We start from the raw sequence: 24480 nt of genomic DNA on the forward strand, positions 1-24480 counted from the left end.
TGCCTCCTGTCGATACCGCCTGAGATGCGCTGCTAGATGGCGTCTTCGTCCATTTCTCCGGTGCGGATGCGGATAACGCGGCTGAGCGGTGTAACAAAGATTTTGCCGTCGCCGATTTTTCCGGAATTCGCCGCTTGGCGGATGGTTTGTATGACTTCTTCGCAGGCTTCTTCGCTGACGGCGATTTCCAGTTTTAATTTGGGCAGGAAGTCCACGATGTATTCCGCGCCGCGATAGAGTTCGGTATGTCCTCTTTGGCGCCCAAAGCCTTTGACTTCGGTTACGGTGATGCCATGCACGCCGATTTCGGAAAGGGCTTCGCGCACGTCGTCGAGTTTAAAGGGTTTGATGATGGCGGTAATCATGTACATGGCTTTGTCCTTAGTCGAAGGTGTAAAAATCGGCGTCGTGGTCGGAGAGTCTTGCCGGGCGGTAGAGCGTGAGCGGTGCGAAGTGTGCTTCTAATCTGTCCGCCACGCCGAGGATGGCGGCGAAAATCGCCATGCGCATGATAACGCCGTTGTCCGCTTGGCGGAAGATGGCAAGTTGCGGCAGGCGGTCGAGGTCGGTGGCTAAATCAAATGCGCCTTCGCGGCTGTCGCGCGGCAGGGGGTGCATGATGACGGTGTCGGGCTGGGCGTGTCGAGTGATGGCGGCGGCATTAATGCGGAATTGTTCGCCGTATCCTTCCATTTCTTCGCCGCCTTGTATGCGTTCGCGCTGTATGCGGGTGGCGTAGATAACGTCGCTATGCGGCAGTCCTGCTGCCAAGCTGTCGCATTCGCTTACTTCATGTCCGCGCGTTTTCAGCAGAGCGATTAAGGATGCCGGTGCGCGCAGATTATCCGGCGCGATAAAGCGGAATTTGATGTTGTTAAACAGAGAAAGCAGTTTGCAGAGCGAATGGATGGTGCGTCCGTGTTTTAAATCGCCGACCATGGCGATGCTCATGCCGTCTATGCTTTTGTCCAGCCGTTCGAATTCTTTGCTGATGCTGTAGTAGTCCAGTAGGGCTTGTGAGGGATGTTCGCCGGCGCCGTCGCCGGCATTGATAACCGGTACATTGATTGGGGCGGCAAATTGCGCGACCGATCCTTCTTCGGGGTGGCGCATGGCGATGATATCGGCATAGCCGGCGATGACGCGGGCGGTGTCTTCTAGGGATTCGCCTTTGGAGAGCGAAGAGAAGGTAAAGCCCGTGGTATCGACGACGGCGCCGCCCAGACGGGCGAAGGCGGTGTGGAAACTCATGCGGGTGCGGGTACTGGCTTCAAAGAAGAGATTGGCAAGCACCGCGCCTTGCAGCACGTCGCAGCGCATTTGGCGTTTGGCGACGGGTTCGAGGCGTTTGGCAATTGCCAGCAATTCTTCGAGTTCTGCGCGGTTGAGGCTGTCGATGGACAGCAGATGGCGACCGATAAGCGACATGGGGAGGCTCCTGTGTGAATTCTGCGCTATTATGCCATTTTTATTTGAATGTTGAGCGTGTGATGATTGGATTGGTGCAGCGTGTGTGGCAGGCTTCCGTGACGGTTGATGGGCGGGAAATTGCCGCTATCGGGCAGGGAATATTGGTTTTGGTCGGCATAGAAAAGCAGGATAGCTGGGCGCAGGCGGAAAAATTGGCGCAGAAAGTGCTTAATTATCGATTGTTTAGCGACAGCGAGGGCAAAATGAATTTGAATGTGGGGCAGATTGGCGGCGAAGTGCTGCTGGTATCGCAATTTACTTTGGCGGCGAATACGAGCAAGGGCAATCGCGCCGGCTTTGACCCTGCCATGGCGCCGACATTGGCGGAACCGTTGTTTGCGCGTTTTTGCGATTATGTGTGCAGTCTGCATCCTGCCACGCAAATGGGACAATTCGGTGCGGATATGCAGGTGGCATTAATCAATGACGGTCCGGTGACTTTTTCTTTGCAGGTGTCGCCATGAGCATTATCTTAGCTTCCGCCTCGCCGCGGCGCAGTGCCTTACTGCGGCAGGTCGGCATTGCGCATCGCATTGTCGTCGCCGATATTGACGAGAGCCCCTTGCCGCAAGAAAGCCCTTTGCAAACGGTAGCGCGTCTGGCGCAGGAAAAAGCGACGGCGATAGCGCGTCAATATCCCGAACAATGGGTCTTGGCGGCGGATACCATCGGTATTTTGGAAGGACAATTGCTGGGCAAACCGCGTGATGCGGCGCAGGCGCTTGCCATGCTGAGCGCTATGAACGGACGCATGCACGAAGTCGCTACCGCCGTAACAATACAAAAAGGCGCGCAATGCTTGAGCGAAACCCATATCGCACGCGTTTATATGCGCCATTCCTCCGCCGCCTTATTGCAAGCCTATGTGGACGGCGGCGAAGGCGCGGACAAGGCGGGAGCCTATGCGATTCAAGGACAGGGCGCGGTATTGGTGGAGAAAATCGAGGGCGATTTTTATACCGTGGTCGGTTTGCCGATTGCCGCGGTTTGTGCCACACTGCACACCTTTGGCATTATGCCCTTCGCCCGCCCATAAGGATTTTGCATGAACTCGCTGATTCCCATCACTTTACCGCCGCCACCGCCTGATGTAAGCGTGGAAATTCTCATCAATCATACCGCTTATGAAACGCGCGTAGCGATTATGGAAGACGGCGTATTGCAGGACGTGATGGTGGAGCGCGAGCGGCGGCGCGGCATCGTGGGCAATATTTACAAAGGCAAAGTGCAGCGCGTTTTGCCGGGCATGGATGCGGCATTTATCGATATCGGCATGGAACGCGCCGGCTTTTTGCATATGAAAAACATCGTGCGCAACGGCGCGCAAGCCGAAGCGCAGCGGATTAGCGATTTGCTCTATGAAGGGCAAAGTCTGCTGGTGCAAGTGCTGAAAGACCCTATCGGCACCAAAGGGGCGCGTTTGACCACCGAAATATCCATTCCCTCGCGCTTTTTAGTCTATCTGCCCAATGCCGATGATATCGGCGTCTCGATTAAAATCGCCTCTAAAGCACAGCGGCAGAACCTGCGCGATTTAATGCTGGGCTTTCATCAGGGGCAGCAGGGCGGATTTATCGTGCGTACCGCCATCGAAAGCGCCGATATCTGGGCAATGCGCGCCGATATGCAATATCTGCACCGCGTCTGGGAAGCGATTTTATACACTTACCGCAATGCCAAATCCGGCGCGTTGATTTACGGCGATTTGCCTTTGTATCAAAAAGTGCTGCGCGATTATGTGTCGCCGAACGTTATCCGCGTAACCGTTGACGATGCCATTGCTTATAGCCATATGGCGCAATTTGCCGGCAATTTCCTCGTGGAAATGGCGGATCGCCTGAATTTTTACGACAGCGACCGCAGCCTCTTTGAACGCTACGGCATTGAAGAAGAAATCGAAAAATCCCTAGACCGCCATGTCGCCCTCAAATCGGGCGGCTATCTGATTATCGACCAAACCGAAGCCATGACCACCATTGATGTGAACACCGGCGGCTTTGTCGGCAAACTCTCGCAGGAAGACACCATCTACAAAACCAATCTTGAGGCGGCGAAAGCTATTGCGCGCCAACTGCGCCTGCGCAATCTCGGCGGCATTATCATGATTGATTTCATCGACATGAACGACAGTCAGCATCAGCAAGGCGTGATGGAAGCCTTGCTTTCCGCACTGGGCAAAGACAAAAGCAAATACACCATCAGCCCCATCTCGCCGCTGGGCATCATCGAAATGACGCGCAAACGCACGCGCGAAAGCCTGCGCCAAGTTATGTGCGAACCCTGCCCGAGTTGCGGCGGACGCGGCTATGTGAAAACCATCGAAACCCAAGTCTATGAACTCTTTCGCGATTTGATGCGGGAAGTGCGCGAATACGCGCCCAAACAGCTGACCGTCATTGCCGCCCCCGCCTTTATCGACTTTATCCGCGAAGAAGAGTCGTTGACTTTCTCGGATTTGCAAATCCTGCTCAAAACCCCAATCCGCCTGCAAAGCGATCCCAGTTACGGCAAAGGACAGTACGATATTGCGGTGTCTTAGAGGGCTATAGTCGAAGAAGTGGGATTTATATAGTCAATTAATTTTGTTGTGGATTGGCTATATTATCCAAGATTTTTATTTTTTTCAGAGCTTTGATGCCGTGATGTTGCCTTGCTCGATGTGAAAGCGGACGGCGTCCATGTCTTGGCTGTCCGCATCGCTTTCTATGGCGGTGATGAAGAGTTGCGAGCCGCTGTTGAGCAGGAAGTTGATGAGGAGTTGGCGGCGTGTGCGGTCGAGTTCGGCGGCGATGTCGTCCACGAGAATGACGGGTTGTTTGCCGCTTTTTTCCGCGATGAGTTGGGTTTGCGCCAAGATGAGGGCGCAGATGAGGGTTTTTTGCTGTCCGCGCGAGAAGTGGTGGGCGGCGTCTTGGTCTTTAGTGGTGGCGATACGCCATTCGGCGCGATGGATGCCGTCGCGGGTGTGTTTGAGTTGGCGGTCGCGTTCAAGGTGGGCGTTGAGGAGTTCGGCAAGCGGGCGTTCTGCCGCCCAGCCGCGATAGTAGCGGATGTGCAGGGTTTCCAGTCCGCCGAGTTCGGCGTGGTAGTGGTTGAGTGTTTTTTCTAAGTCGGTGAGGTAGTCTTGTCTGAGGCGGTCTATCCATTCGCCGTAGTCGGCGAGTTGTTGATGCCAAGGGGCGATGTATTCGTCCGCCCATTGTTGGCGCAGGGCGGCGTTGCGGTTTTTAAGGGCGTATTGGTAGTGCTGCCAAGCCTTGAGGAAGTTGCTGTCGTGGTAGAAGAGTCCGTAGTCGGTAAAGCGGCGGCGGTGTTCGGGTCCTTGGTCGATGAGGGCGAAGTGGTCGCTGTTGATGATTTGAATGGGGACGAGTTGGGCGAGTTCGCTGAGGCTGCGCAGGTTTTCGCCGTCAAGGCGCAGGAGGTAGTCGCGGCTGTGGCGTTCTATGCCGAGCAGGTGGCTGCGGCTGTGGCTGTGCAATTCGGCGATAAGGCGGAAGTAGTGTTGTCCGTGGCTGATGATGTGGCGAGTTTGGCTTTCGCGGAAGGATTTGCCGCGTCCGAGCATGTAGAGAGCTTCCAATAGGGCGGTTTTGCCGCTGCCGTTGGCACCGTGTATGAGGTTGAGTTGCGGATGAAAGCGGAGTTCGAATGTTTGCAGGTTGCGAAATTGTTCGCCGCGTAATGAGCTGATGTGCATTAGCGGCTGTTCCAAGTGCGGTATTGCAGGGCTTCTGCGGCATGTGTGCTGTTGATGAGGGGGCTGGCGGCAAGGTCGGCGATGGTACGGGCAACTTTGAGCAGACGGTGGTAGCTACGCATGGAGAGTTGCATTTTTTCGGCGGCGCGATCGAGCAGTTGATAGACGGCGGCTTCGGCGCAGAGGTGTTGCTCGAGGGCTTGTCCGCTGAGTAGGGCATTGGGGCAGCCTTGTCTGTCGAGGGCGATGCGGCGCGCGGCGGCGGCTTGTTCACGCAGTTCGGCGCTGTTTTGCTGTGCATGGTGCTGTTGGCGTAGTTGCTGCGGACTGAGGCGGGCGATGGTCAGGTGCAGGTCGATGCGATCAAGCAGAGGGCCGCTGATTTTTTGCCGGTAGCGGGCGATTTGGTCGGGGGTGTCGCTGCAATGGCGCTGCGGGTCGCCGTAGTAGCCGCAGGGGCAGGGGTTCATGGCGGCGATGAGTTGAAAGCGTGCGGGAAAATCGCTTTTCATGGCGGCGCGTGAGATGCTGATGTGTCCGTTTTCCAGAGGTTCGCGCAGCATTTCGAGGACGCGGCGGTCAAATTCGGGCAGTTCGTCTAAAAACAGTACGCCGTGGTGGGCGAGCGAGATTTCGCCGGGTTTGGGAACGCTACCGCCGCCGACTAATGCCGCCGCAGAGCTGCTGTGGTGCGGGGCGCGGTAGGGGCGTTGCCGCCAATTTTGGGCTTGGAAGCCTTGCGGGCTGATCGATTGGATGGCGGCGCTTTCAATGGCTTCCGTTTGGGTCATGGGCGGCAGTATGCCGGCGAAGCGTTGTGCGAGCATAGATTTGCCGGTGCCGGGCGGCCCGCTCATCAAGACGTGATGTGCGCCGGCAGCAGCGATGAGCAGGGCGCGTTTGGCTTCCTGTTGTCCGATGACGTCGGCAAAATCAGGGTAATGCGGTGCTTGCGGCGCAATCTGCGGCGTGCTTTGCCAGTCTTGCCGCGCCGATAAGACGGCGGCGATTTCCGCCAGATTGTGGGCGCTGGCGAGATTGTGTTCTGCGACTAAGGCGGCTTCCGCCGCATTACTTGGGGCGACGACGATGCGGCGTTGGGCTTGTTTTGCCGCCAATGCGCAGGACAAGATACCCTGTACATGGCGGAGTTCGCCCGATAGCGCCAGTTCGCCGTGCCATTCGTAGTCAGTTAAGGCGGCGGCGGGGATTTGTCCCGAGGCGGCAAGAATGCCTAGAGCGATGGCAAGATCGTAGCGCGAGCCGTCTTTGGGAAGGTCGGCAGGGGCGAGGTTGATGGTGATGTGTTTTTGCGGAAATTCAAAGCCGCTGTTGAGTATTGCGGCGCGGACGCGGTCTTTGCTTTCTTTGACGGCTTTTTCGGGCAGTCCGACTAGGGTCAGCGCCGGCAAACCCGACGCCAGATGTACTTCTACGCGCACCAAGGGAGCATTCAAGCTCAAGGGGGCGCGCGAGAAGACGGTGGCGAGACTCATGCGGCTTTGATTCCTTTAGGCGAGCGGACGGATGCCGACGGCATGGCGGATTTGCGCCAAAAAGGCGCGGCTTTCCCGACGCGCTTTTTCTGCGCCTGCTTGCAGAACGGCTTCGATTTTTGCCGGCTCTGCCATGAGGGAGTGATAGATTTCGCGCGGGGTACTGAGTTCGGTATTGATGCGTTCAAAGAGCATTTGTTTGGCATCGCCCCAGCTGATGCCTTCGGCATAGTGTCGGCGCATGGCTGCGATTTCTTCGGCGCCGGCAAAGGCGCGGTAAATGTCGAAGATAGCGGAGTCGTCGGGGTTTTTCGGCTCGCCGGGGGCTTGGGAGTTGGTAACGATTTTCATGATTTGTTTGCGCAGGGCTTTTTCCGGCTCAAAGAGGGCGATGGTGTTGCCATAGCTTTTGCTCATTTTGCGTCCGTCCGTGCCGGTGAGCAGGGCGACGTTGTCATCGACGACGGCTTCGGGCATGACGAATAGGTTTTCATAGCGGTGGTTGAAACGCGCGGCAATATCACGAGCCATTTCAAGATGTTGTATTTGGTCGCGCCCTACGGGTACATGAGTGGCGTTAAACATCAGAATATCCGCCGCCATGAGAACGGGGTAGCAGAACAGTCCCATAGAGATGCCGTGGTCGGGGTCGGCATTATTATCGGCGTTGTTGGCATCTACCGCCGCTTTATAGGCATGGGCGCGGTTCATCAGCCCTTTGGCGCAGACGCAGTTGAATATCCAATTGAGTTCCGTGATTTCGGGGATGTCCGATTGGCGGTACAGGGTTACTTTTTCAGGGTCTAAACCGCAGGCAAGCCATGTGGCGGCAATGGCAAGGGAGGATTGATGCACGGTTTCGGGGTCGTGGCATTTAATCAGGGCGTGCAAATCGGCTAAAAATAAAAAGGATTCGCCTTGGGCTTGCCGGTTGGCGGCGGCAATCGCGGGGCGGATAGCGCCTACATAATTGCCTAAATGCGGTATGCCGGTGGTGTTGATGCCTGTAAGAACGCGTTTTTTCATGGTTTTCCTTTATATGCTGACAGGTATGGGAAAGGTTTCATGCCAAGGGGTATCAATAGATTTGCCGCCGATGTCGGCGGCAAATGCGTCTAGGGTTTAAGATGAGGCTTGTCCGTCTTGCGCGGGGCGTCTGCGGCGGTTGGGATTGCTGCTGCGATGGCGCTGATTGCCGTTTTGCGGGCGGTTGCGCTGCTGACGTTGTTTGCGTTCGTCGCGCAGGGCTTGCAGGTCTTCTTCCGCAGGGGGAACGACGTCGGCAAGCAGTTCGTCATGCAATGTGGCGACTTCGATTTTCTGCCCGATGTAATGTTCGATTTCCGGCAGGGAATAGACGTATTCTTCGCAGGCAAAGCTGATGGCGGTACCTGATGCACCGGCACGTGCGGTGCGCCCGATGCGGTGCACGTAATCTTCCGCCACTTGCGGCAGGTCGTAATTAAATACATGCGTAACTCCCGACACATGGATACCGCGCGCGGCAACGTCGGTGGCGACGACGATGTTCACTTTGCCTTCTTGGAAGTCTTTAATCACTTGTTCGCGTTTTTTCTGCGCCAAATCGCCCGAGAGGGCAGCATTGGGATAGCCGTTGCTGCTAAGTACCAAACTGAGGCGTTCCAAATCGCGTTTGGTGTTGAGGAAAATCATGCTGCGTTCCGGTTTTTCCGCTACCAATAAGCCGAGTAGCAGGGGCGTTTTTTCATGGCTGGCGGTATGGTAGAGCGATTGTCGGATATTATCGGCGGTGGTTTGCTCGCTTTCCACGCTCAAATTTTGCGGCGCATTAAAATATTCATAAGCCAATTCCTGCACTTTCTGCGCCATGGTGGCGGAAAACAGGAGGTTCAGACGCTCGTCGGCAGGCGGCATTTGGCGCAGCAGAAAGCGCACGTCGTCGATAAAGCCGAGGTCGAACATGCGGTCGGCTTCATCCAATACGCAGACTTCGATGTTTTTCAGGCGGAATACCCGCTGTTTGTAAAGGTCGATAATCCGCCCCGGCGTGCCGATGATGATGTCGATATTCGCCGCTTCAAATAGGGCTTTTTGATGCTCGATGGAGGTGCCGCCGTAGATGGCGAGGCTGGTCAAGCCGGTATAGCGTCCGAGTTGGTCGAGGTCTTTTTTGATTTGAATCGCAAGTTCGCGCGTCGGCGCCAGCACAATTGCCCACGGGCCTTTGGCTTTGGGATGAACGGGGTTGCTGAGGAGATAATTGAGTAAGGAAATCAGAAATGCAGCGGTTTTGCCTGTGCCGGTTTGGGCAATGCCCATGACGTCGTAGCCTTTTAGCGTAAGCGGCAGGGTTTTTTCTTGGATGGGGGTGGGGCGGCTGAATCCGCAGTCTTCAATGGCGGCTTGAATGGCGGGATCTAGGGCGAAATCGGCAAAGCTGAGATGTTCTGACATAGGTTGTTTAAGTAATGAATTGTGAAAGCAGGGATTATAGCATTGTGGGCGCGTATGCCATAGCAAAAAGCCAAGCATGGCGCCCAAAGGGAAGTGTCGGATTAATTGATGTCGTTGCTGTCAAGAATGTATTGGATGACTTCATCTTGACGCAGTATCAATTCATTGATTTGATTGAGAACCTCAAACGGATCTATGCTCTTGCCGTTTTCATCCCAAGCCAACGGCTCGACCGGCTGCCGCCTTTCATCGACGTAAAACATCGCCGAACCGTTAGGGTAGAAAAAGGTGTATTCGCTGTTATTGCGGCTGTGAATCACAATTCTGCCTTCGGCATTGAAAATCACATGTTCGGATGCCTGCGTTTTATCGTCGATAGTATGTATGCGCATGATGGGCTTGCCTTCGCGCAGGATTAAGCTCCAGCCGATTCTTTTGCCTGCGGCGAAATCGGCAATCGACTCGACCGTGCCTTCAGGTGTGTACCAAATGGTGCGCCCGTTGCTGCTGTCGGTGCTGAAATCCTTTTCTTTACCTTTGACCAGCAAAAAGGGCGCGGTTTGCGGCGCTTCGATGTCTTGGTAGAAATCTTGTGCAACGGAATCGCCTTGAGCGGTGCTGCCGAGAATCAGGCGGTAATAGCCGCCGCCTTGCGCCTGTTCGCTGCTGCCATGTTCCTGATCGGCGCCATGAAAATAGTAGCGTTGTTCTTTTTCTGCAGGCGTAAACTGCAAATCATTGAGAAAGGTTTTGGCGTCAACGCTAAAGAGCGCCGTATCAAAATTCGGCTGTATGTTCAGATGACGGATATGCGGTGCCGCCGTATCCGCCGTAGCTTGTGCTGTCGGCAGTATGTTTTTATGGCTTTTGACTGCGGTTTCAATAGGTTTTTCGGGTAGCGTATTTTTGCGGCTTTCACTATGGGCGCAAGCGGCGAATAATGCGGCGGCTAACAAGAGATATTTATTCATGATTTTTCGCTTCTTCCAGTGCTGCTTCTATTTTTTTTAAGACGGATTGATAGATTTCTTGGCGCAATTCGTAAGCGCCCATAAATTGCGGTGCAATTTCCAAAATTTTGACTTCTTTGCCTGCCTCATTCCAAGCACGATAATAAGGTTTTCCGTCTTTTTCTTGGAAAATCAGCATAATTTTGCCGCTGTGATAATAGAAAAACTCCTGCTCTTTTTGTTGGTCGATATGGGAGAGCAATTTGCCGTCCAGAGAATAGAAAATAGATTGTTCTTTTTCAAAATCAATCATATTTAAGCCTTTCTCGGTAATAAATAAATGCCCGCCTTGCCGTTTGCCTTGGGAAAAGACGACGATGTCGGTAACTTTTCCTTCGGGGTTATACCAAACGAGGCGCCCATCAATACCGTCGGTAGACAAATCATTTTCCTTGCCGGGAATTAGGATAAAAGGTGCGGTTTGCGGCGCACCGCTGTCTTGGTAGAAATTCTGTGCGACGGGTTTGCCGTCTGCGCTTGTGCCTAAGATTTCGCGGTAATGGCCGCCTGTCGCCGGAGCATCGACGGATTGACCGTCTTTATCAAAATAATATTGCTTTTTCTCTTTAGCGGCGGTGTATTCCAGCTCGTTTTGATAAGTCTTGCTGTCGATGTGCAGCAGATCGATAAATTCAGGACGAATTTGAAATTCCGCCAAATCGGGCGGCATGAGGCTTTTGTCCAATATTGCGTCGATGTCTTCATATTGGGCTTTTATGCTGTTTTTTTCATGGCGGTGTTCGGCAAAGCCGGGCTGTATCGCGCACAAAGCGAGAGCCAATGTAAGTAGTAATTTTTTCACTTCAATCTCCTTAAACTTTATGAGAAATATTTCGGAATTATGCGTGATTGCCTATGGTAATTCAATGATTTTAGAAAAGCGGCGGCAGTTTTTTCGCCCGCCTATTGAAAAGGCGGCTAAACTGCTGTGCAATAGCAAGATTATGATTGCTGATGAGGATTTATGGCTTCTTCCAAAGATGTGGCGAAAAAAGCGGGGGTGTCGCAGACAACCGTTTCGCGCGTGCTGAATGCGCCCGAGCAAGTGCGTCCTGAAACGCGAGACAAAGTGCTGGCGGCGATTGCGGCGCTCAATTATGTGCCGGATGCGAATGCCCGCAGTTTGGTGCAGCAAAAATCCTATAGCATTTCTTTGATTTCGGGCGGCTTGGAAAATCCTTTTTTTGTCGATTCCACGACTGAAATCATCAATTTCGCCAACCGTGCCGGCTATCGCGTGAACGTGCATTTTGTCGGCAGCGACGAAGTGGCGGATGCCTATGATGCGGCATTGGCGAATAAAACCGACGGTTTGATTATGTCCTGCATGTTGTTGGATGATCCCGTGGTTGAGCGTTTGGAACATTTGCAATTGCCTTTTATCAGTTTTAACCGCCGCCACCGCGAGAAAGGCAATTATGTGGAAATCGATAATCTGGCGGCAGGCAAGCTGGCGGCGGAGCATCTGCTGGCATTGGGGCATCGCGATATTTTATGGATTGGCGCTTATCCGCGCGTCAGCACCTTTGCCAATCGTTTTTTAGGTTATCAATCCGCCATGCAGGCGGCAAAAAGCCGTTTCGGCGAGACTTTGCGCAGTCGCGTGATTAATTTCAAACAATTGGACAGACCCGATGTCTTCGGTTTGCTGGAACGTTTGGCGCAAACTGACACCATGCCGAGCGCGATTTGCGCCGCAACCGATGCGATGGCGATTGATGTCTTAGATGCTTTGGCGGCTTTAGATTGCTCGGTGCCGGAGCAGGTCAGCGTGATTGGCATTGATAATGTGCGTTTGAGCGGCAGCCGCCTGATTGAATTAAGCACGGTGGGCTGCGCCAAAGGGCAGATATTGGGCTTTACCGCCGTGCAGGCATTATTTGCAATGATTGAAGCCAAAGAAGACGGACGCCAATTGCCGGAAATTCGCATTACTGAACCCGTTACTTTATACGAACGCCGCACAACGCGCGCCTTGCTTTAAGAAAAATGCTTGCTATCGCTTGGTTAATTAACTAAGATGAATACGTAACCAATAAAATGGTTACGTATCCTTAAATATTAATTAGGAGATTAGCATGAAAGAAATTCGTTTATATATGCTGCAATCCGGCAGTTTGAAATGCAAAGTGCACAATATCAAAATGAATCAAGGTGATGGCGCTGATTATGAAATCCCAGTTCCTTTCTTTTTGCTAACCCACCCTGAAGGACACACTATCATTGATGGCGGCAATGCGGTGGAAGTAGCAGAAAATCCGCGAGAATATTGGGGAGATATTTGCGATGTATATAACCCTGTGATGACTAAGGAACAAGGCTGTGTCGAGCAACTGAAAGCTTTGGATATTGATCCTAATGATGTGAAATATGTCTTGCAATCGCATCTGCATCTGGATCACACCGGCGCGGTGGGGCGTTTTCCCAATGCCACTTATATCGTGCAGCGATGTGAATATGAATATGCCTTTACTCCTGACTGGTTCGCTGCCGGTGGTTATATCCGTAAGGATTTTGATCGTCCCGGACTGAAATGGCAGTTTTTGAATGGCACATCGGATGATTTTATGATGTTTACGGCGATGGGACATTGACGACGATATTCACACCGGGACATGCGCCGGGACATCAGTCTTTTTTAGTAAGACTTCCAAATACGGCGCCGATGATACTTACAATTGATGCTGCTTATACTATTGATCATTGGGAAAAAAGGGCTTTACCGGGTTTCTTGGCTTCTACTGTGGATGCGGTGCGCTCAGTCGATAAATTACGCACTTTAGCGGAAAGAGAAAAAGCCATTGTTGTAACAGGACATGACCCTGATGCATGGGGAACTTTCAAAAAAGCTCCCGATTTTTATAATTAGAGAGGAAATAAGATGATTAAGACCACATTTGTAGGAAAAAACTACAGCGGCTGGGGCTGTCTTTCGGTTTTAGCCGAAGAAGTGCAGCGGCTCGGCGCGAAAAAAGCGCTGTTGATTACCGACCCTTTTTTACGCCGCAACGGCATGGCGGATAATATCGCCGCTCGCCTTAAGGACATCGGCGTGGACAGCGTGATTTATGACGAAGTCGCGGCAGAACCACCCTTGGCTTTGGCGCAATCTTTGGTGGATTTCACGCGGGCGCAGGCGGCGGATTTGGTTATCGGCTTGGGCGGCGGCAGCGCGCTGGATTTGGCGAAATTGGCAGCGGTGTTTGCCGAGCAGGAAGGCGAGGTACGCGAATATTTGAACCTCTCGGGCAGCAAAAGCCTCAGCACGCGCGGTTTGCCGAAAATCATGATTCCCACCACTTCCGGCACCGGTTCGGAGATTACCAATATTTCCGTATTGTCTTTAGAAAGCACTAAAGACGTGATTGCGCATGATTTTCTGCTGGCGGACGTGGCGATTGTCGATCCTGAATTGACCGTATCCGTGCCGCCGCGCGTTACCGCCGCTACCGGTATTGACGCGCTTACGCATGCGGTGGAATCCTATGTTTCCATTCATGCCAACCCTGTAACCGAAGCATTGTCTTTGCAGGCGATTCGCTTGATTAGCCGTTCTCTGCGTACGGCGGTGCAAAACGGAGAAGACCGCCAAGCGCGCGAAGACATGAGCTACGGCAGCTATTTGGCAGGGATTGCTTTCTTTAATGCCGGCGTGGCGGGCGTGCATGCGCTTGCCTATCCTTTGGGCGGACAATTCCATATTGCTCACGGCGAATCTAATGCCGTGCTGCTGCCCTATGTGATGGGCTATATTGCGTCGGCATGCGAAAAACGCTTAAAAGACATTTACGAAGCGATGGGCTTTAGCGCCGCTTATTTATCGCAAAGCGAAGCCGCGCAAGCCTGCATCGCCCGTCTGGAAGAATTGGTTAAAGACGTAGGCATTCCCAACAGTCTGCAAGCCTTTGATATTCCCGAATCGGCGCTGCCCTCGCTGGTTGCCGACGGCTGCAAGCAAACGCGGCTTTTGGCGCGCAGCCCCATGCCTTTGCAGGAAGCGGATATTGCAAAAATTTACCGCGCCGCTTGGGAAGGCAAGACGTTTTAATTTATCATCAAGGGCGCGGCAGTATCGCCGCGCTGCGGATAAAAGAGGTAAATATGCTTTTAAAACAACAATGTTATATTGACGGACAATGGCTGGGCACAGGCGAGATTGCCGTGAGCAATCCTGCCACAGGAGAAATCATTGCCCATGTGCCGAATTTCGGCGCAGCAGAGGCGGAGCAAGCGGTAGCAGCGGCGGCAGCGGCTTTACCTGCATGGCGCGATAAAACCGCCAAAGAACGCAGCAAGATTTTGCGCAAATGGTTTGACCTTATCATGCAACATCAGGACGAACTGGCGGAAATCCTTACCCGCGAACAGGGTAAGCCTTTGACGGAAGCGCGCGGCGAAATCGCTTACGGCGCCTCCTATATCGAATGGTATGCGGAAGAAGCCAAGCGCATTTACGGCGAAACCATACCTGCTGCGGGCGAGAATCAGAAAATTATCGTGCAAAAACAGGCTGTCGGTGTGTGCGCGGCGATTACGCCGTGGAATTTCCCCAATGCCATGATTACCCGCAAAGCCGCGCCCGCTTTGGCGGCAGGTTGCAGCTTTATCATTCGTCCCGCCAGTCAAACGCCGCTTTCTGCGTTGGCATTGGCGGCATTGGCAGAAGAGGCGGGCATTCCCAAAGGCGTGTTTAACGTCATTACCGGCGAAGCCAAAGCCATCGGCAAAGTGCTGACCGAAAGCGATACGGTGCGCAAATTCAGCTTCACAGGCTCAACCGCTACCGGCAAATTACTCATGCAGCAATGCGCGTCCACGATTAAAAAAGTCTCGCTGGAATTGGGCGGCAATGCACCCTTTATCGTCTTTGACGATGCCGATATCGGTAAAGCCGTGCAGGGCGCCATCGCCAGCAAATTCAGAAATGCGGGGCAAACCTGCGTCTGCGCCAACCGCATTTATGTGCAAAGCGGCGTGTATGACACCTTTGTCAGCCAGCTTAAAGCGGCGGTAGAACAACTGAAGATTGGCAACGGTCTCTCGGAAGGCGTGAATTTCGGGCCTTTGATTGACAGCAATGCGCTACTTAAAGTGCAGGAGCATATTGATGATGCCCTTGCCAAAGGCGCGGAATTGGTCTGCGGCGGCAAAGCACACAGCGCAGGGGAATTATTCTTTGAACCCAGCATTTTGCGTCATGTGCCCTATGATGCCAAAGTCGCCAAAGAAGAAACCTTCGGGCCTTTGGCGCCGATTTTCCGCTTTGACAGCGAAGAAGAAGTGATTGCTCAAGCCAATGATACGGAATTCGGTCTGGCGGCTTATTTCTACAGCCGCGATATCGGGCGCATTCATCGTGTGGCGGATGCTTTGGAATACGGCATGGTCGGCATCAACAGCGGCATCATTTCCAACGAAGCTGCGCCTTTCGGCGGTATCAAGCAATCAGGGCTGGGACGCGAAGGCGGCAGACAAGGGATTGAAGATTACATCGAAAGCAAATATCTGCTGTTGCAGTATTAAACAAAAGCGGCGTATCTGCCGCTTTTTTATGATGAGGAATGATGCTGTGTCGGCGTTGTTTGTGCGGGGGCGGGTCTAGGATTGGCTTTGAGAGTCAGCAATAAAACGCCGCCGACAATCAGGACGATACCGAACCATTCGCGTGCGCTTAGGCGTTCGCCCAAAAACAGGGTGGCAAAGACGGCCACGAAGACTACCGATAATTTATCCACCGGCGCGACATGGGCGGCTTGTCCGATTTGCAGAGCTTTGAAATAAAAGAGCCAAGAAAAGCCTGTGGCAGCGGCGGATAAAAATAAAAAGCCCCATTGCCTGCCGCTGATATCGGCGAAAGATTGCCATTTGCCCAGATAGCTGACCCAGAGCGCGATGATGAAGACAATCATCACGGTGCGGATAAAGGTAGCGAAATCGCTGTTGATGCCTTGCAAGCCGATTTTGGCGAAAATGGCGGTTAAAGCGGCGAATAGGGCGGCGAGCAGGGCGTAGAATAACCAAGACATAGGCGTTAATTAGTCGGAAAGGACAAAATCCGCTGCCGCTTGCGCATGTAGGGCGGCGGTGTCGAAGAAGGGCAAATGGTGGTCTTCTTGCCGAATCAGCAGACCGATTTCGGTGCAGCCCAAAATAATACCTTCTGCGCCTTGCGCTGCTAGAGCCTGCACCGCATCAAGATAAAAGGCGCGGCTTTGCGGCAGTATTTTCCCTAGGCACAACTCTTCAAAAATGATGCGATGAATTTTCGTCTGCACTGTCGTCTCGGGCACGAGCATATCAATGCCGCGTTCAGCCAAACCTTTGCGGTAGAAATTATCTTGCATGGTAAAAGCCGTGCCTAATACGCCGATTTTGCGGAGTTGCCGCGCCTGAATGGCTTGCGCGGCGGCATCGAGAATGTGCAGGAAAGGAACGGAGATGACGGCGGCGATGTCTTCGGCATTTTTGTGCATGGTATTGGTGGCAAGCAAAATGCCTTCTGCACCGATGCTTTCGAGTTTACGGGCGGCTTCGCTCAAGATGGCGGCGGTTTGCTGCCATGCACCGTTTTTTTGATGACGGACGATTTCTTCAAAGTCCACGCTGAGCATAACAATCGGCGCGGAGCGGTTGCCGCCGGCGGCTTGATTAACCAAGCGGTTGATGTCGCGGTAATAGATTTCGGTGCTTTCGGGCGACATGCCGCCGATAATGCCTAGAGTTTTCATATGTTTTTCGGATTTTTGGAGGATGCCGACGCGCAAAGGTTTAGGCTTTCGCGTCGTCGGAAAGAAGGGTTTAAATATCGATATTGCCGGCGCGGATGGCGTTTTCTTCGATAAAGGCGCGGCGCGGTTCGACTTCTTCGCCCATCAGCATGGTAAAGACTTCATCGGCGACGCGCGCGTCTTGGATATTGACTTGCAGCATGCGGCGTACTTCAGGGTCGAGGGTGGTTTCCCATAATTGCTCGGGGTTCATTTCGCCCAGACCTTTATAGCGTTGAATATCATAGGATTTTTTGCCTTCGGAAAAGAGGGCGGTAATGACTTCGCTGAAATAGCGCACGGGAATTTTGCCTTTGCTGTTTTCAAAATACGCGCCTTCTTGCAGTAAATTATGAATTTCTTTGCCGAAAGCGGACATTTTGCGGTATTCGGGCGAATCCACGAAATGGGCGGTAAAAAAATTGTGCATGTCGTTGGCATGCTGGTTGATATGGACATGAATGCGTGGCTGCTCGGGATCGATGGCTTGGGCGGTCAGCCGTATGCCTGCGCCGGAGAAGCGGTTTAGGTGCTTTTGATAATCGTCGATCCATGTCTGCAATTGCGCGTAGTCTTGGAACATATCGCGACTAAGCGCCGGCGTTTCAATCAGGGCGCGCAGAATGCGGGGGTCGTAGCGGTGCGAGAGTCGGTCAATCAGTTGTTCTAATTGCAGATAATCGCGTGCCAATTGTTCAAAGGCGGTTTTACTGATTGCCGGCGCCTGTGCCGATACATAGAGGGCGGCATCGTCCAGCGCTTGGGTCAGAAGCAGTTCATTGAGTTCGTTGTCGTCTTTTAAGTATTGGCTTTGCTTACCTTTTTTGACTTTATACAGCGGCGGCTGGGCGATGTAGATATGTCCTTGTTCGACCAATTGCGGCATTTGGCGGTAGAAGAAGGTCAGCAGTAGGGTGCGGATGTGAGCGCCGTCCACGTCGGCATCGGTCATGATGATGATGCGGTGGTAGCGCAATTTGCCGAGGTCGAAATCTTCTTTGCCGATGCCGGTGCCGAGCGCGGTAATGAGGGTGCCGATTTCGGCGGAGTCGAGCATCTTGTCGAAGCGCGCTTTTTCCACGTTCAGAATTTTACCTTTCAGCGGCAAGATGGCTTGGAATTTGCGGTTACGCCCCTGCTTGGCGGAGCCGCCTGCCGAGTCGCCTTCCACGAGGAAGAGTTCGGATTGCGCGGGGTCTTTTTCTTGGCAGTCGGCGAGTTTGCCGGGCAGTCCGGCGATGTCTAAGACGTCTTTGCGTCTGGTCATTTCGCGGGCTTTGCGTGCCGCCTCTCTTGCGCGTGCGGCTTCGACGATTTTGCCGGCGATGATTTTGGCGTCATTGGGCTGTTCTAAGAGAAATTCTTTGAATTTTTCGCCGAAGATGCCGGATACCGTGCTTTTGACTTCGCTGGAGACCAGCTTGTCTTTGGTTTGCGAGCTGAATTTCGGACCGGGGATTTTAACGGAGACGATGGCGGTCAGCCCTTCGCGGATGTCTTCGCCGTTGGTGGAGATTTTGGCTTTTTTAAGCAGTCCGCTTTCTTCCAGATAGGCATTTAAGACGCGGGTGAGGCTGAGGCGGAAGCCTTCCAGATGCGTGCCGCCGTCGCGTTGGGGAATGTTGTTGGTAAAGCAATAGGTGTTGTCTTGATAGCCGTCGTTCCATTGCATGGCGATTTCGATGCTCATATTGCCTTGTTTGCCTTGGCAATAAAAGATTTCATTGTGCAGGACGGTTTTGTTGCGGTTGAGGTGTTCGGCGAAAGCGCGCAGTCCGCCGTCATATTGGAAGACATCGCTGTCGCCGTTGCGTTCGTCATGCAGCTCGATGCGCAGTCCCGAGTTTAAAAAGGCGAGTTCTTGCAGACGTTTGGCAAGAATTTCATAGTCGTATTGCACCAGTTTGAAGGTGTCGATGCTGGCGAGGAAGCGCACTTGCGTACCGGCTTCTTCGGTATCGCCGATGACGGCAAGCGGGGCCTGCGGTTCGCCGTGGACAAAGGTTTGCGTGTGGATTTTTCCGTCGCGCCAGATGGTCATTTCGAGTTTTTCGGACAGGGCGTTCACGACGGAAACGCCCACGCCGTGCAAGCCGCCTGAGACTTTGTCATCATCAAATTTGCCGCCGGCATGTAAGACGGTCATCACAACTTCCGCCGCGCTGCGTCCTTCTTCGGGATGGATATCCACAGGAATACCGCGTCCGTTATCGCGCACGGATACCGATTCGTCCTGATGAATGGTCACGACGATATGGTCGCAATAGCCCGCCAATGCTTCGTCCACCGAGTTATCCACCACTTCAAAGACCATATGATGCAGACCGCTGCCGTCATCAGTATTGCCGATATACATGCCCGGGCGGGTGCGCACCGCTTCCAGTCCTTTTAATACGCGGATATTGGAGGAATCGTAACTCATAGGAAATCCGTTGTGTCCATTCAAAATAAGGGGCGGATTATAGCATAAAAGGACAGCGGCACTCTTTTTCGGCGTCGGCGGCGGATAATTTTTGACAGTGTGTCCTAAAGCGCCGACAATCGCCTTTTTACTTGAACGAATATGAACGATTTAGCTCGCGCCTATCAAGCGCAATTAAGCGACAAGCAGCAATATTTACAGCAGTTGTTAAGCCCTTATTGGCAGGGCGGCATTGAAGTCTTCGATTCGCCGCCCGAGCATTACCGCATGCGTGCGGAATTCCGCATCTGGCACGACGAGCAGGGCGCGCATTATGCCATGAGCCCCAAAGGGGAAAGTCTGCACGGGGGTAATGTGATTAAGCTCACGCAGTTTCCAGCCGCCTGTCTGGCGATTAATCGGCTTATGCCGCCCTTATTGGCGGCAATCAATGCCGAGCCGTTGCTGTCGCGCAAATTGTTTCAGGTGGAATTTTTGGCGACCTTGCAGGGCGACAGCCTGATTACGCTTATTTATCATCGCCGCTTGGACGAGACATGGCAGGCAGCGGCTGTAAAGTTACAAGAGCAATTGGGCGTTGCGCTAATCGGGCGTTCGCGGGGACAGAAAATCGTACTGGAACGCGATTATGTTCGGGAGCGTTTGCAAGTCGGCGGACGCGCTTTTGATTATGTGCAAATCGAGCAAAGTTTTTCCCAGCCCAATGCGCAAGTATGCGAAAAAATGCTGACATGGGCTTGCCGGCAGGCGGAAAGCGGTGCAGGGCAGCGCGATTTATTGGAATTGTATTGCGGCAACGGCAATTTCACTTTGCCGTTGGCGCAGTATTTCCGCCGCGTACTGGCGACCGAAATCAGCAAAACGGGCATCGCCGCCCTGCGTGAGAATGTGAAGTTAAACCAAGCGGATAATATTGCGGTGGCACGCTTGTCGGCGGAAGAATTCAGTCAGGCTTGGCGGGGCGAGCGTGAATTCAAACGCCTGCACCAAGACGGTATCTGCTTGCAGGATTATGATTTTTCCTGCGTTTTTGTAGATCCGCCGCGTGCGGGCATTGATGCGCAAACTTTGGCATTATTAAGCCGTTTTGAGCAGATTATTTATGTCTCCTGCAATCCCAAAACCTTAGCGGACAATCTGGCGCTATTGGCGGCAAGCCATCAAGTGCAAGCCGCCGCTTTATTCGACCAATTTCCTTTCAGCGAACATATCGAAAGCGCGGTCTGTTTGCGCAAATTCACTTAAAACAGCGAGGACAATATGATCAGAGTAGCAGTGGTCGGATACGGCATGGCGGCGCAAACCTTTCATTTGCCGCTCTTGCGGAGCAATCCTGCCTTTGAAATCAGCGCAATCGTCAGCCGCCAAACGGCGCTGGATCTCAGCGCCTATCCGCAGGCGCGGCAGTTTGCCGACATCGACGGCATGCTGGCGGCGGATGCGGCGGATCTAGTCGTCATCACCGCGCCCAATGATTTGCATCATCCGATGGCTAAGCAATGCTTGAACGCCGGCAAACATGTGGTGCTGGAAAAACCGATGGTGCTGACGGTGGCGCAAGGGCAGGAATTGCAAGCCCTTGCACAGGCAAAAGGCTTGGTATTGTCCGTATTTCAGAACCGCCGTTGGGACGGCGATTTCTTAACCCTCAAAGCCTTGATTGCACGCGGCGAAGTCGGCAAAGTCCGCTATTTTGCCGCACATTGGGACCGCTTCCGCCCACAATACCGCAACCGCTGGCGCGAAAATGCGGGCGCAGGTACCGGCATTTGGTACGACCTCGGGCCGCATTTGCTGGACCAAACCCTGCAATTATTCGGTGCGCCGCAAGCGCTTCATGCTCGTCTGCGCGCCTTGCGCGACGGCAGCCCTACGGTGGATTACGTCCATGTGCAACTGCATTATCCCGATTTTGAAGTGCTGTTGCACACCTCTCCCTTTAATGCCGCCCCGAATCCGCGCTATATGCTGCAAGGCGATCAAGGCACTTATGTCAAATACGGCTTGGATTGCCAAGAAATGCAGCTGAAAAACGGCATTTTGCCCGATGATGCCGCCTTCGGCATAGAAGATAGTATCCATGACGGCATATTCTATTCGCCGGATGGCGAAGCGCGGCGCATTGCCAGCGAACGCGGTCAATTCCCCGCTTATTATCGAAATATCGCGGCAGCGATTGAATCGAGAGCGGAATTGGCGGTAAAAGTAGAAGAAGTCTTAATCACAACCGCCTTAATCGATTTGGCGATGGAAAGCGATAAATTAGGGCAAACTCTTCCGTTTCAGGGAATTTAAGCCGTTCATTTATTCTCATTGCTTAATAGTAAAATTTTAATTATACTTTTCTTGCACTCAAGATAATGTTTGGGTGTCTAGAAAGGTATTCTAGCGTTTTATCAAAGGAGTTAGATAATGACGATTGCGGTTGTGCTTGCAACGCATGGTCAGGCAGCCAAGGCTCTGCTGGCGACAGCGGAGATGATTATCGGCGAGCAGGACAATGTTTGTTGTATAGACTTTATGCCGGGGGAGAACGGCGAGGTGTTGGCGGAGAAAATCCGCCAAGCCTTGCCGTCTTTGGACACTTCTCAGGGCTTATTATTATTGGTGGATTTATGGGGCGGCACGCCTTTTCACGCCAGCAGCAAAATTGCGGAAGAAGTAGCTTCGGCAGAGGTGCTGACGGGCGTCAATGTGCCGATGTTGGTATCGGTATTGATGGGGCGTGATGATGAGGATGATTTGTCTTCATTATGCCAAACCGCCTTAAGCGAAGCCGCGGACGGCATCAAAGGTGTGCGTACTCAAGCTTTGGCAAAAGCCGCGGCGGCGCCGGTGCAAAATGCTGAGGTTGTGGAAGTGGATTTTGATGAAAACGATCCGGAAATTCAGCGTTTGCGCCATGAGGCTTCGCAGCAAGCCAATGAAGGTCCGCATATGAGTTTCGGTCTGTGGCGGATTGACGACCGCTTAATCCACGGACAGGTGGCGACGCGTTGGACGAAAGAAACGGGCATCAGCCGCATTATTGTGGTTAATGACAGTATCGTCGCCGATAAAACGCGCAGCTCCATGCTCAAGCAAGCCGCGCCCCCGGGCGTTACCGCGCATGTGGTCGGCGTAGATAAGATGATGCGTGTGTATAACAATCCCGATTATGCGCAAGAAAGAGTGATGCTGCTCTTTACGAATCCCAGCGATGCCTTGGAATTGGTGCGCCGCGGCGTGAAAATCGATTCCATCAATATCGGCGGCATGGCGTATAAGGAAGGGCGCGTGATGCTGGATATGTCGGTCTCAGTCGATGAGAAAGACATTGAAGCCTTTAAGGAATTAGACAGCAAAGGCATCGAGCTCGAGGTGCGCAAGGTGGCTTCGGACAAGAAAGTACCGGTGCTTGAATTGATTGCGCAAAAATATCGTCCATAAAGGAGGCGGATATGGAAATTTCTGTTTTTCAAATTATTTTAATCTTCTTAGTCGGCTGTCTTTCAGGCATGGGAGCAGTTTTAGACGAATTTCAAACCCACCGTCCTTTGATTGCCTGTACCTTAACCGGCTTGGTTTTGGGCGATATGACCACGGGAATTATCGTCGGCGGCACATTGGAAATGATGGCATTAGGTTGGATGAACATTGGGGCGGCAATCGCACCGGACGCCGCTTTGGCATCGATTATTTCGACGATTTTGGTTATTGCCGGCAAACAGGAAATCGGCGCAGGAATTGCCTTGGCGATTCCGCTTGCCGCGGCCGGTCAGGTATTGACGATTTTAGTGCGCACGATTACCGTCGGTTTCCAACATGCGGCGGATAAGGCGGTCAAAACCGGCAATCTGACGACGATTACCGTCTTGCATTTGTCCGCACTGCTCTTGCAGGCGATGCGGATTGCCATTCCTGCGGTTATCGTGGCGGCGACTGTCGGCACGGATGCGGTGAAATCGCTCTTGGAAAGCATTCCGGAAGTGATTACCGGCGGTTTGAACGTGGCGGGCGGCATGATTGTCGTCGTCGGTTATGCGATGGTGATTAATATGATGCGCGCGCCGCATTTGATGATGTTTTTCTTTGTCGGCTTTGTGGTGGCGGCTTTCACGCAGTTCAATTTAGTGGCGCTGGGCGTGTTGGGCGTGGCATTGGCTTATTTCTATATCCAAATGCATCCAAAATACCATAAAGGGCTGGCAGGCGCGGCAAAAGCGGCCGGCAAAAGTAAATTAGATAATGAATTAGACTAAGGAGCCTCTCAATGGAAACAATGCAAACTGAAAAGCGTCTGCGCTTAACCAAAAGCGATATTACCGCCTGTTTTTTACGTTCCAATTTGCTCCAAGGTTCATGGAACTTTGAGCGCATGCAAGCCTTAGGCTATTGCTTCGGCATCGCGCCGGCGATTCGCCGTCTCTATCCCGATGCCAATAGCCAAGAGCGCAAAGACGCGATTAATCGGCATTTGGAATTTTATAACACCCAGCCTTTCATGACCGCGCCGATTTTGGGCGTGAATTTGGCGATGGAAGAAGAGCGCGCCAATGGCGCCCCCATCGATGATGCGGCGATTAACGGCGTAAAAGTCGGTTTAATGGGACCTCTAGCAGGGGTGGGCGACCCGATTTTCTGGGGAACGGCAAGACCTGTATTTGCGGCGGTAGGCGCCGGTATGGCACAGCAAGGCAGCATTTTGGGTCCGATTTTCTTCTTCCTGATGTTTAATATCGTTCGTCTGTTTTTCCGCTATTGGGGCATCCAATACGGTTATCGCCGCGGTTTGGAAGTCGTCTCGGATATGGGCGGCGGTGCTTTGCAGAAAATTACCGAAGCCGCCTCTATTTTGGGTCTGTTCGTCATGGGCGCGCTTGTGAATAAATGGACGCATATCAACATACCCTATCAATTGGCGGAAATTACCAACCAACTCGGCGAAACGAATGTAACGACCGTTCAAAGCGTCTTGGACGATTTGATGCCCGGATTGCCCGCTTTGGGACTGACCTTCTTGTGCATGTTCTTACTGCGCAAAGGTATCAATGCCCTTTGGTTGATTTTCGGCATATTCGTCATCGGCATTTTGGGGTATTGGCTCGGTTTCCTCGCGCCTTAATCCTCAAGCAAAACTTCCCGCTGCGGCGGGAAATTTTTTATAGTCTCTTAAGGTCAAAATGAGATTATTTCAAAG

22 protein-coding genes and 1 pseudogene are annotated in these 24480 nt (G+C 52.9%); 12 read left to right on the plus strand and 11 right to left on the minus strand.

The window, feature by feature from the left end; genetic code table 11:
* Window positions 1-32: 32 nt before the first annotated feature.
* Both DYC63_RS07585 and pyrB read right to left on the minus strand, forming a co-directional pair.
* Window positions 33-371: a P-II family nitrogen regulator gene (locus tag DYC63_RS07585; protein WP_115218667.1), complete on the minus strand. Its 339-nt coding sequence runs from the start codon at window positions 369-371 to the stop codon at window positions 33-35.
* A gap of 10 nt (window positions 372-381) precedes the next feature.
* Window positions 382-1428: an aspartate carbamoyltransferase gene (pyrB, locus tag DYC63_RS07590; RefSeq protein ID WP_115218668.1), complete on the minus strand. Its 1047-nt coding sequence runs from the start codon at window positions 1426-1428 to the stop codon at window positions 382-384.
* A 62-nt stretch (window positions 1429-1490) separates the two neighbouring features.
* Between pyrB and dtd the strand changes: the two genes are divergently transcribed.
* Genes dtd through DYC63_RS07605 form a run of 3 tightly spaced genes read left to right on the plus strand, consistent with a single transcriptional unit; the run spans window position 1491 to window position 4009 of the window.
* Window positions 1491-1934 carry a D-aminoacyl-tRNA deacylase gene (dtd, locus tag DYC63_RS07595; RefSeq protein ID WP_115219491.1) on the plus strand — a complete coding sequence of 148 codons (444 nt, stop codon included), beginning with the start codon at window positions 1491-1493 and terminating at the stop codon, window positions 1932-1934.
* Complete coding sequence (locus DYC63_RS07600) at window positions 1931-2506, plus strand: Maf family protein (RefSeq protein WP_115218669.1); 576 nt, start codon at window positions 1931-1933, stop codon at window positions 2504-2506. Before dtd ends, DYC63_RS07600 begins: the two co-directional genes overlap by 4 nt.
* A gap of 9 nt (window positions 2507-2515) precedes the next feature.
* Complete coding sequence (locus tag DYC63_RS07605; protein WP_115218670.1) at window positions 2516-4009, plus strand: Rne/Rng family ribonuclease; 1494 nt, start codon at window positions 2516-2518, stop codon at window positions 4007-4009.
* An 84-nt stretch (window positions 4010-4093) separates the two neighbouring features.
* Here DYC63_RS07605 and recF read toward each other — a convergent pair whose 3' ends face one another.
* From recF to DYC63_RS07635, 6 genes are all read right to left on the minus strand, one after another.
* Window positions 4094-5170: a DNA replication/repair protein RecF gene (gene recF / locus DYC63_RS07610; protein WP_115218671.1), complete on the minus strand. Its 1077-nt coding sequence runs from the start codon at window positions 5168-5170 to the stop codon at window positions 4094-4096.
* On the minus strand, window positions 5170-6666 hold the full coding sequence (locus tag DYC63_RS07615) for a YifB family Mg chelatase-like AAA ATPase (protein WP_115218672.1): 1497 nt from the start codon (window positions 6664-6666) through the stop codon (window positions 5170-5172). The genes recF and DYC63_RS07615 overlap by 1 nt, the downstream gene beginning before the upstream one ends.
* Window positions 6667-6681: 15 nt before the next feature.
* Complete coding sequence (gene trpS / locus DYC63_RS07620; RefSeq protein ID WP_115218673.1) at window positions 6682-7692, minus strand: tryptophan--tRNA ligase; 1011 nt, start codon at window positions 7690-7692, stop codon at window positions 6682-6684.
* A gap of 96 nt (window positions 7693-7788) precedes the next feature.
* Window positions 7789-9102 carry a DEAD/DEAH box helicase gene (locus tag DYC63_RS07625; protein WP_115218674.1) on the minus strand — a complete coding sequence of 438 codons (1314 nt, stop codon included), beginning with the start codon at window positions 9100-9102 and terminating at the stop codon, window positions 7789-7791.
* Between the two features lie 101 nt (window positions 9103-9203).
* On the minus strand, window positions 9204-10073 hold the full coding sequence (locus tag DYC63_RS07630; protein ID WP_115218675.1) for a hypothetical protein: 870 nt from the start codon (window positions 10071-10073) through the stop codon (window positions 9204-9206).
* Window positions 10066-10914, minus strand: a complete 849-nt coding sequence (locus DYC63_RS07635; RefSeq protein ID WP_115218676.1) for a toxin-antitoxin system YwqK family antitoxin — start codon at window positions 10912-10914, stop codon at window positions 10066-10068. Before DYC63_RS07635 ends, DYC63_RS07630 begins: the two co-directional genes overlap by 8 nt.
* 162 nt (window positions 10915-11076) lie before the next feature.
* Here DYC63_RS07635 and DYC63_RS07640 point away from each other — a divergent pair, with 162 nt between their 5' ends.
* The 4 genes and pseudogenes from DYC63_RS07640 (at window position 11077) to DYC63_RS07655 (ending at window position 15635) form a co-directional block, all read left to right on the plus strand.
* On the plus strand, window positions 11077-12096 hold the full coding sequence (locus DYC63_RS07640) for a LacI family DNA-binding transcriptional regulator (protein ID WP_115218677.1): 1020 nt from the start codon (window positions 11077-11079) through the stop codon (window positions 12094-12096).
* A gap of 94 nt (window positions 12097-12190) precedes the next feature.
* A pseudogene (gene attM, locus DYC63_RS13380) lies at window positions 12191-12981 on the plus strand (AttM family quorum-quenching N-acyl homoserine lactonase).
* 12 nt (window positions 12982-12993) lie between these two features.
* Window positions 12994-14160, plus strand: a complete 1167-nt coding sequence (locus DYC63_RS07650) for an iron-containing alcohol dehydrogenase (RefSeq protein ID WP_115218678.1) — start codon at window positions 12994-12996, stop codon at window positions 14158-14160.
* A 53-nt stretch (window positions 14161-14213) separates the two neighbouring features.
* Window positions 14214-15635 (plus strand): NAD-dependent succinate-semialdehyde dehydrogenase, encoded by a 1422-nt coding sequence (locus tag DYC63_RS07655; RefSeq protein WP_172459456.1) that lies wholly within the window; start codon window positions 14214-14216, stop codon window positions 15633-15635.
* Between the two features lie 26 nt (window positions 15636-15661).
* On the opposite strand, the gene DYC63_RS07660 is transcribed toward DYC63_RS07655, so the two are convergent.
* From DYC63_RS07660 to gyrB, 3 genes are all read right to left on the minus strand, one after another.
* Window positions 15662-16138: an EamA family transporter gene (locus DYC63_RS07660; protein ID WP_115218679.1), complete on the minus strand. Its 477-nt coding sequence runs from the start codon at window positions 16136-16138 to the stop codon at window positions 15662-15664.
* A gap of 9 nt (window positions 16139-16147) precedes the next feature.
* The gene (locus DYC63_RS07665) at window positions 16148-16840 is read right to left on the minus strand and encodes an aspartate/glutamate racemase family protein (protein ID WP_115219493.1); all 693 of its coding nucleotides are present in this window, start codon (window positions 16838-16840) and stop codon (window positions 16148-16150) included.
* Window positions 16841-16910: 70 nt separating this feature from the next.
* A complete protein-coding gene (gene gyrB / locus DYC63_RS07670; protein WP_115218680.1) occupies window positions 16911-19301 on the minus strand; it encodes a DNA topoisomerase (ATP-hydrolyzing) subunit B in 2391 nt (796 codons plus the stop codon).
* Window positions 19302-19442: 141 nt separating this feature from the next.
* Here gyrB and trmA point away from each other — a divergent pair, with 141 nt between their 5' ends.
* The 5 genes from trmA (at window position 19443) to DYC63_RS07695 (ending at window position 24405) form a co-directional block, all read left to right on the plus strand.
* The gene (gene trmA / locus DYC63_RS07675; RefSeq protein ID WP_115218681.1) at window positions 19443-20546 is read left to right on the plus strand and encodes a tRNA (uridine(54)-C5)-methyltransferase TrmA; all 1104 of its coding nucleotides are present in this window, start codon (window positions 19443-19445) and stop codon (window positions 20544-20546) included.
* A gap of 15 nt (window positions 20547-20561) precedes the next feature.
* The gene (locus DYC63_RS07680) at window positions 20562-21596 is read left to right on the plus strand and encodes an oxidoreductase (protein ID WP_115218682.1); all 1035 of its coding nucleotides are present in this window, start codon (window positions 20562-20564) and stop codon (window positions 21594-21596) included.
* A 117-nt stretch (window positions 21597-21713) separates the two neighbouring features.
* Complete coding sequence (gene manX, locus DYC63_RS07685) at window positions 21714-22730, plus strand: PTS mannose transporter subunit IIAB (protein ID WP_115218683.1); 1017 nt, start codon at window positions 21714-21716, stop codon at window positions 22728-22730.
* Window positions 22731-22741: 11 nt separating this feature from the next.
* On the plus strand, window positions 22742-23542 hold the full coding sequence (locus DYC63_RS07690) for a PTS mannose/fructose/sorbose transporter subunit IIC (protein WP_115218684.1): 801 nt from the start codon (window positions 22742-22744) through the stop codon (window positions 23540-23542).
* An 11-nt stretch (window positions 23543-23553) separates the two neighbouring features.
* On the plus strand, window positions 23554-24405 hold the full coding sequence (locus tag DYC63_RS07695; protein WP_172459457.1) for a PTS mannose transporter subunit IID: 852 nt from the start codon (window positions 23554-23556) through the stop codon (window positions 24403-24405).
* The last annotated feature ends 75 nt before the right edge of the window (window positions 24406-24480 follow it).

Origin of the sequence: Suttonella indologenes (genome assembly GCF_900460215.1) — a bacterium.
Lineage (GTDB): Bacteria > Pseudomonadota > Gammaproteobacteria > Cardiobacteriales > Cardiobacteriaceae > Suttonella > Suttonella indologenes.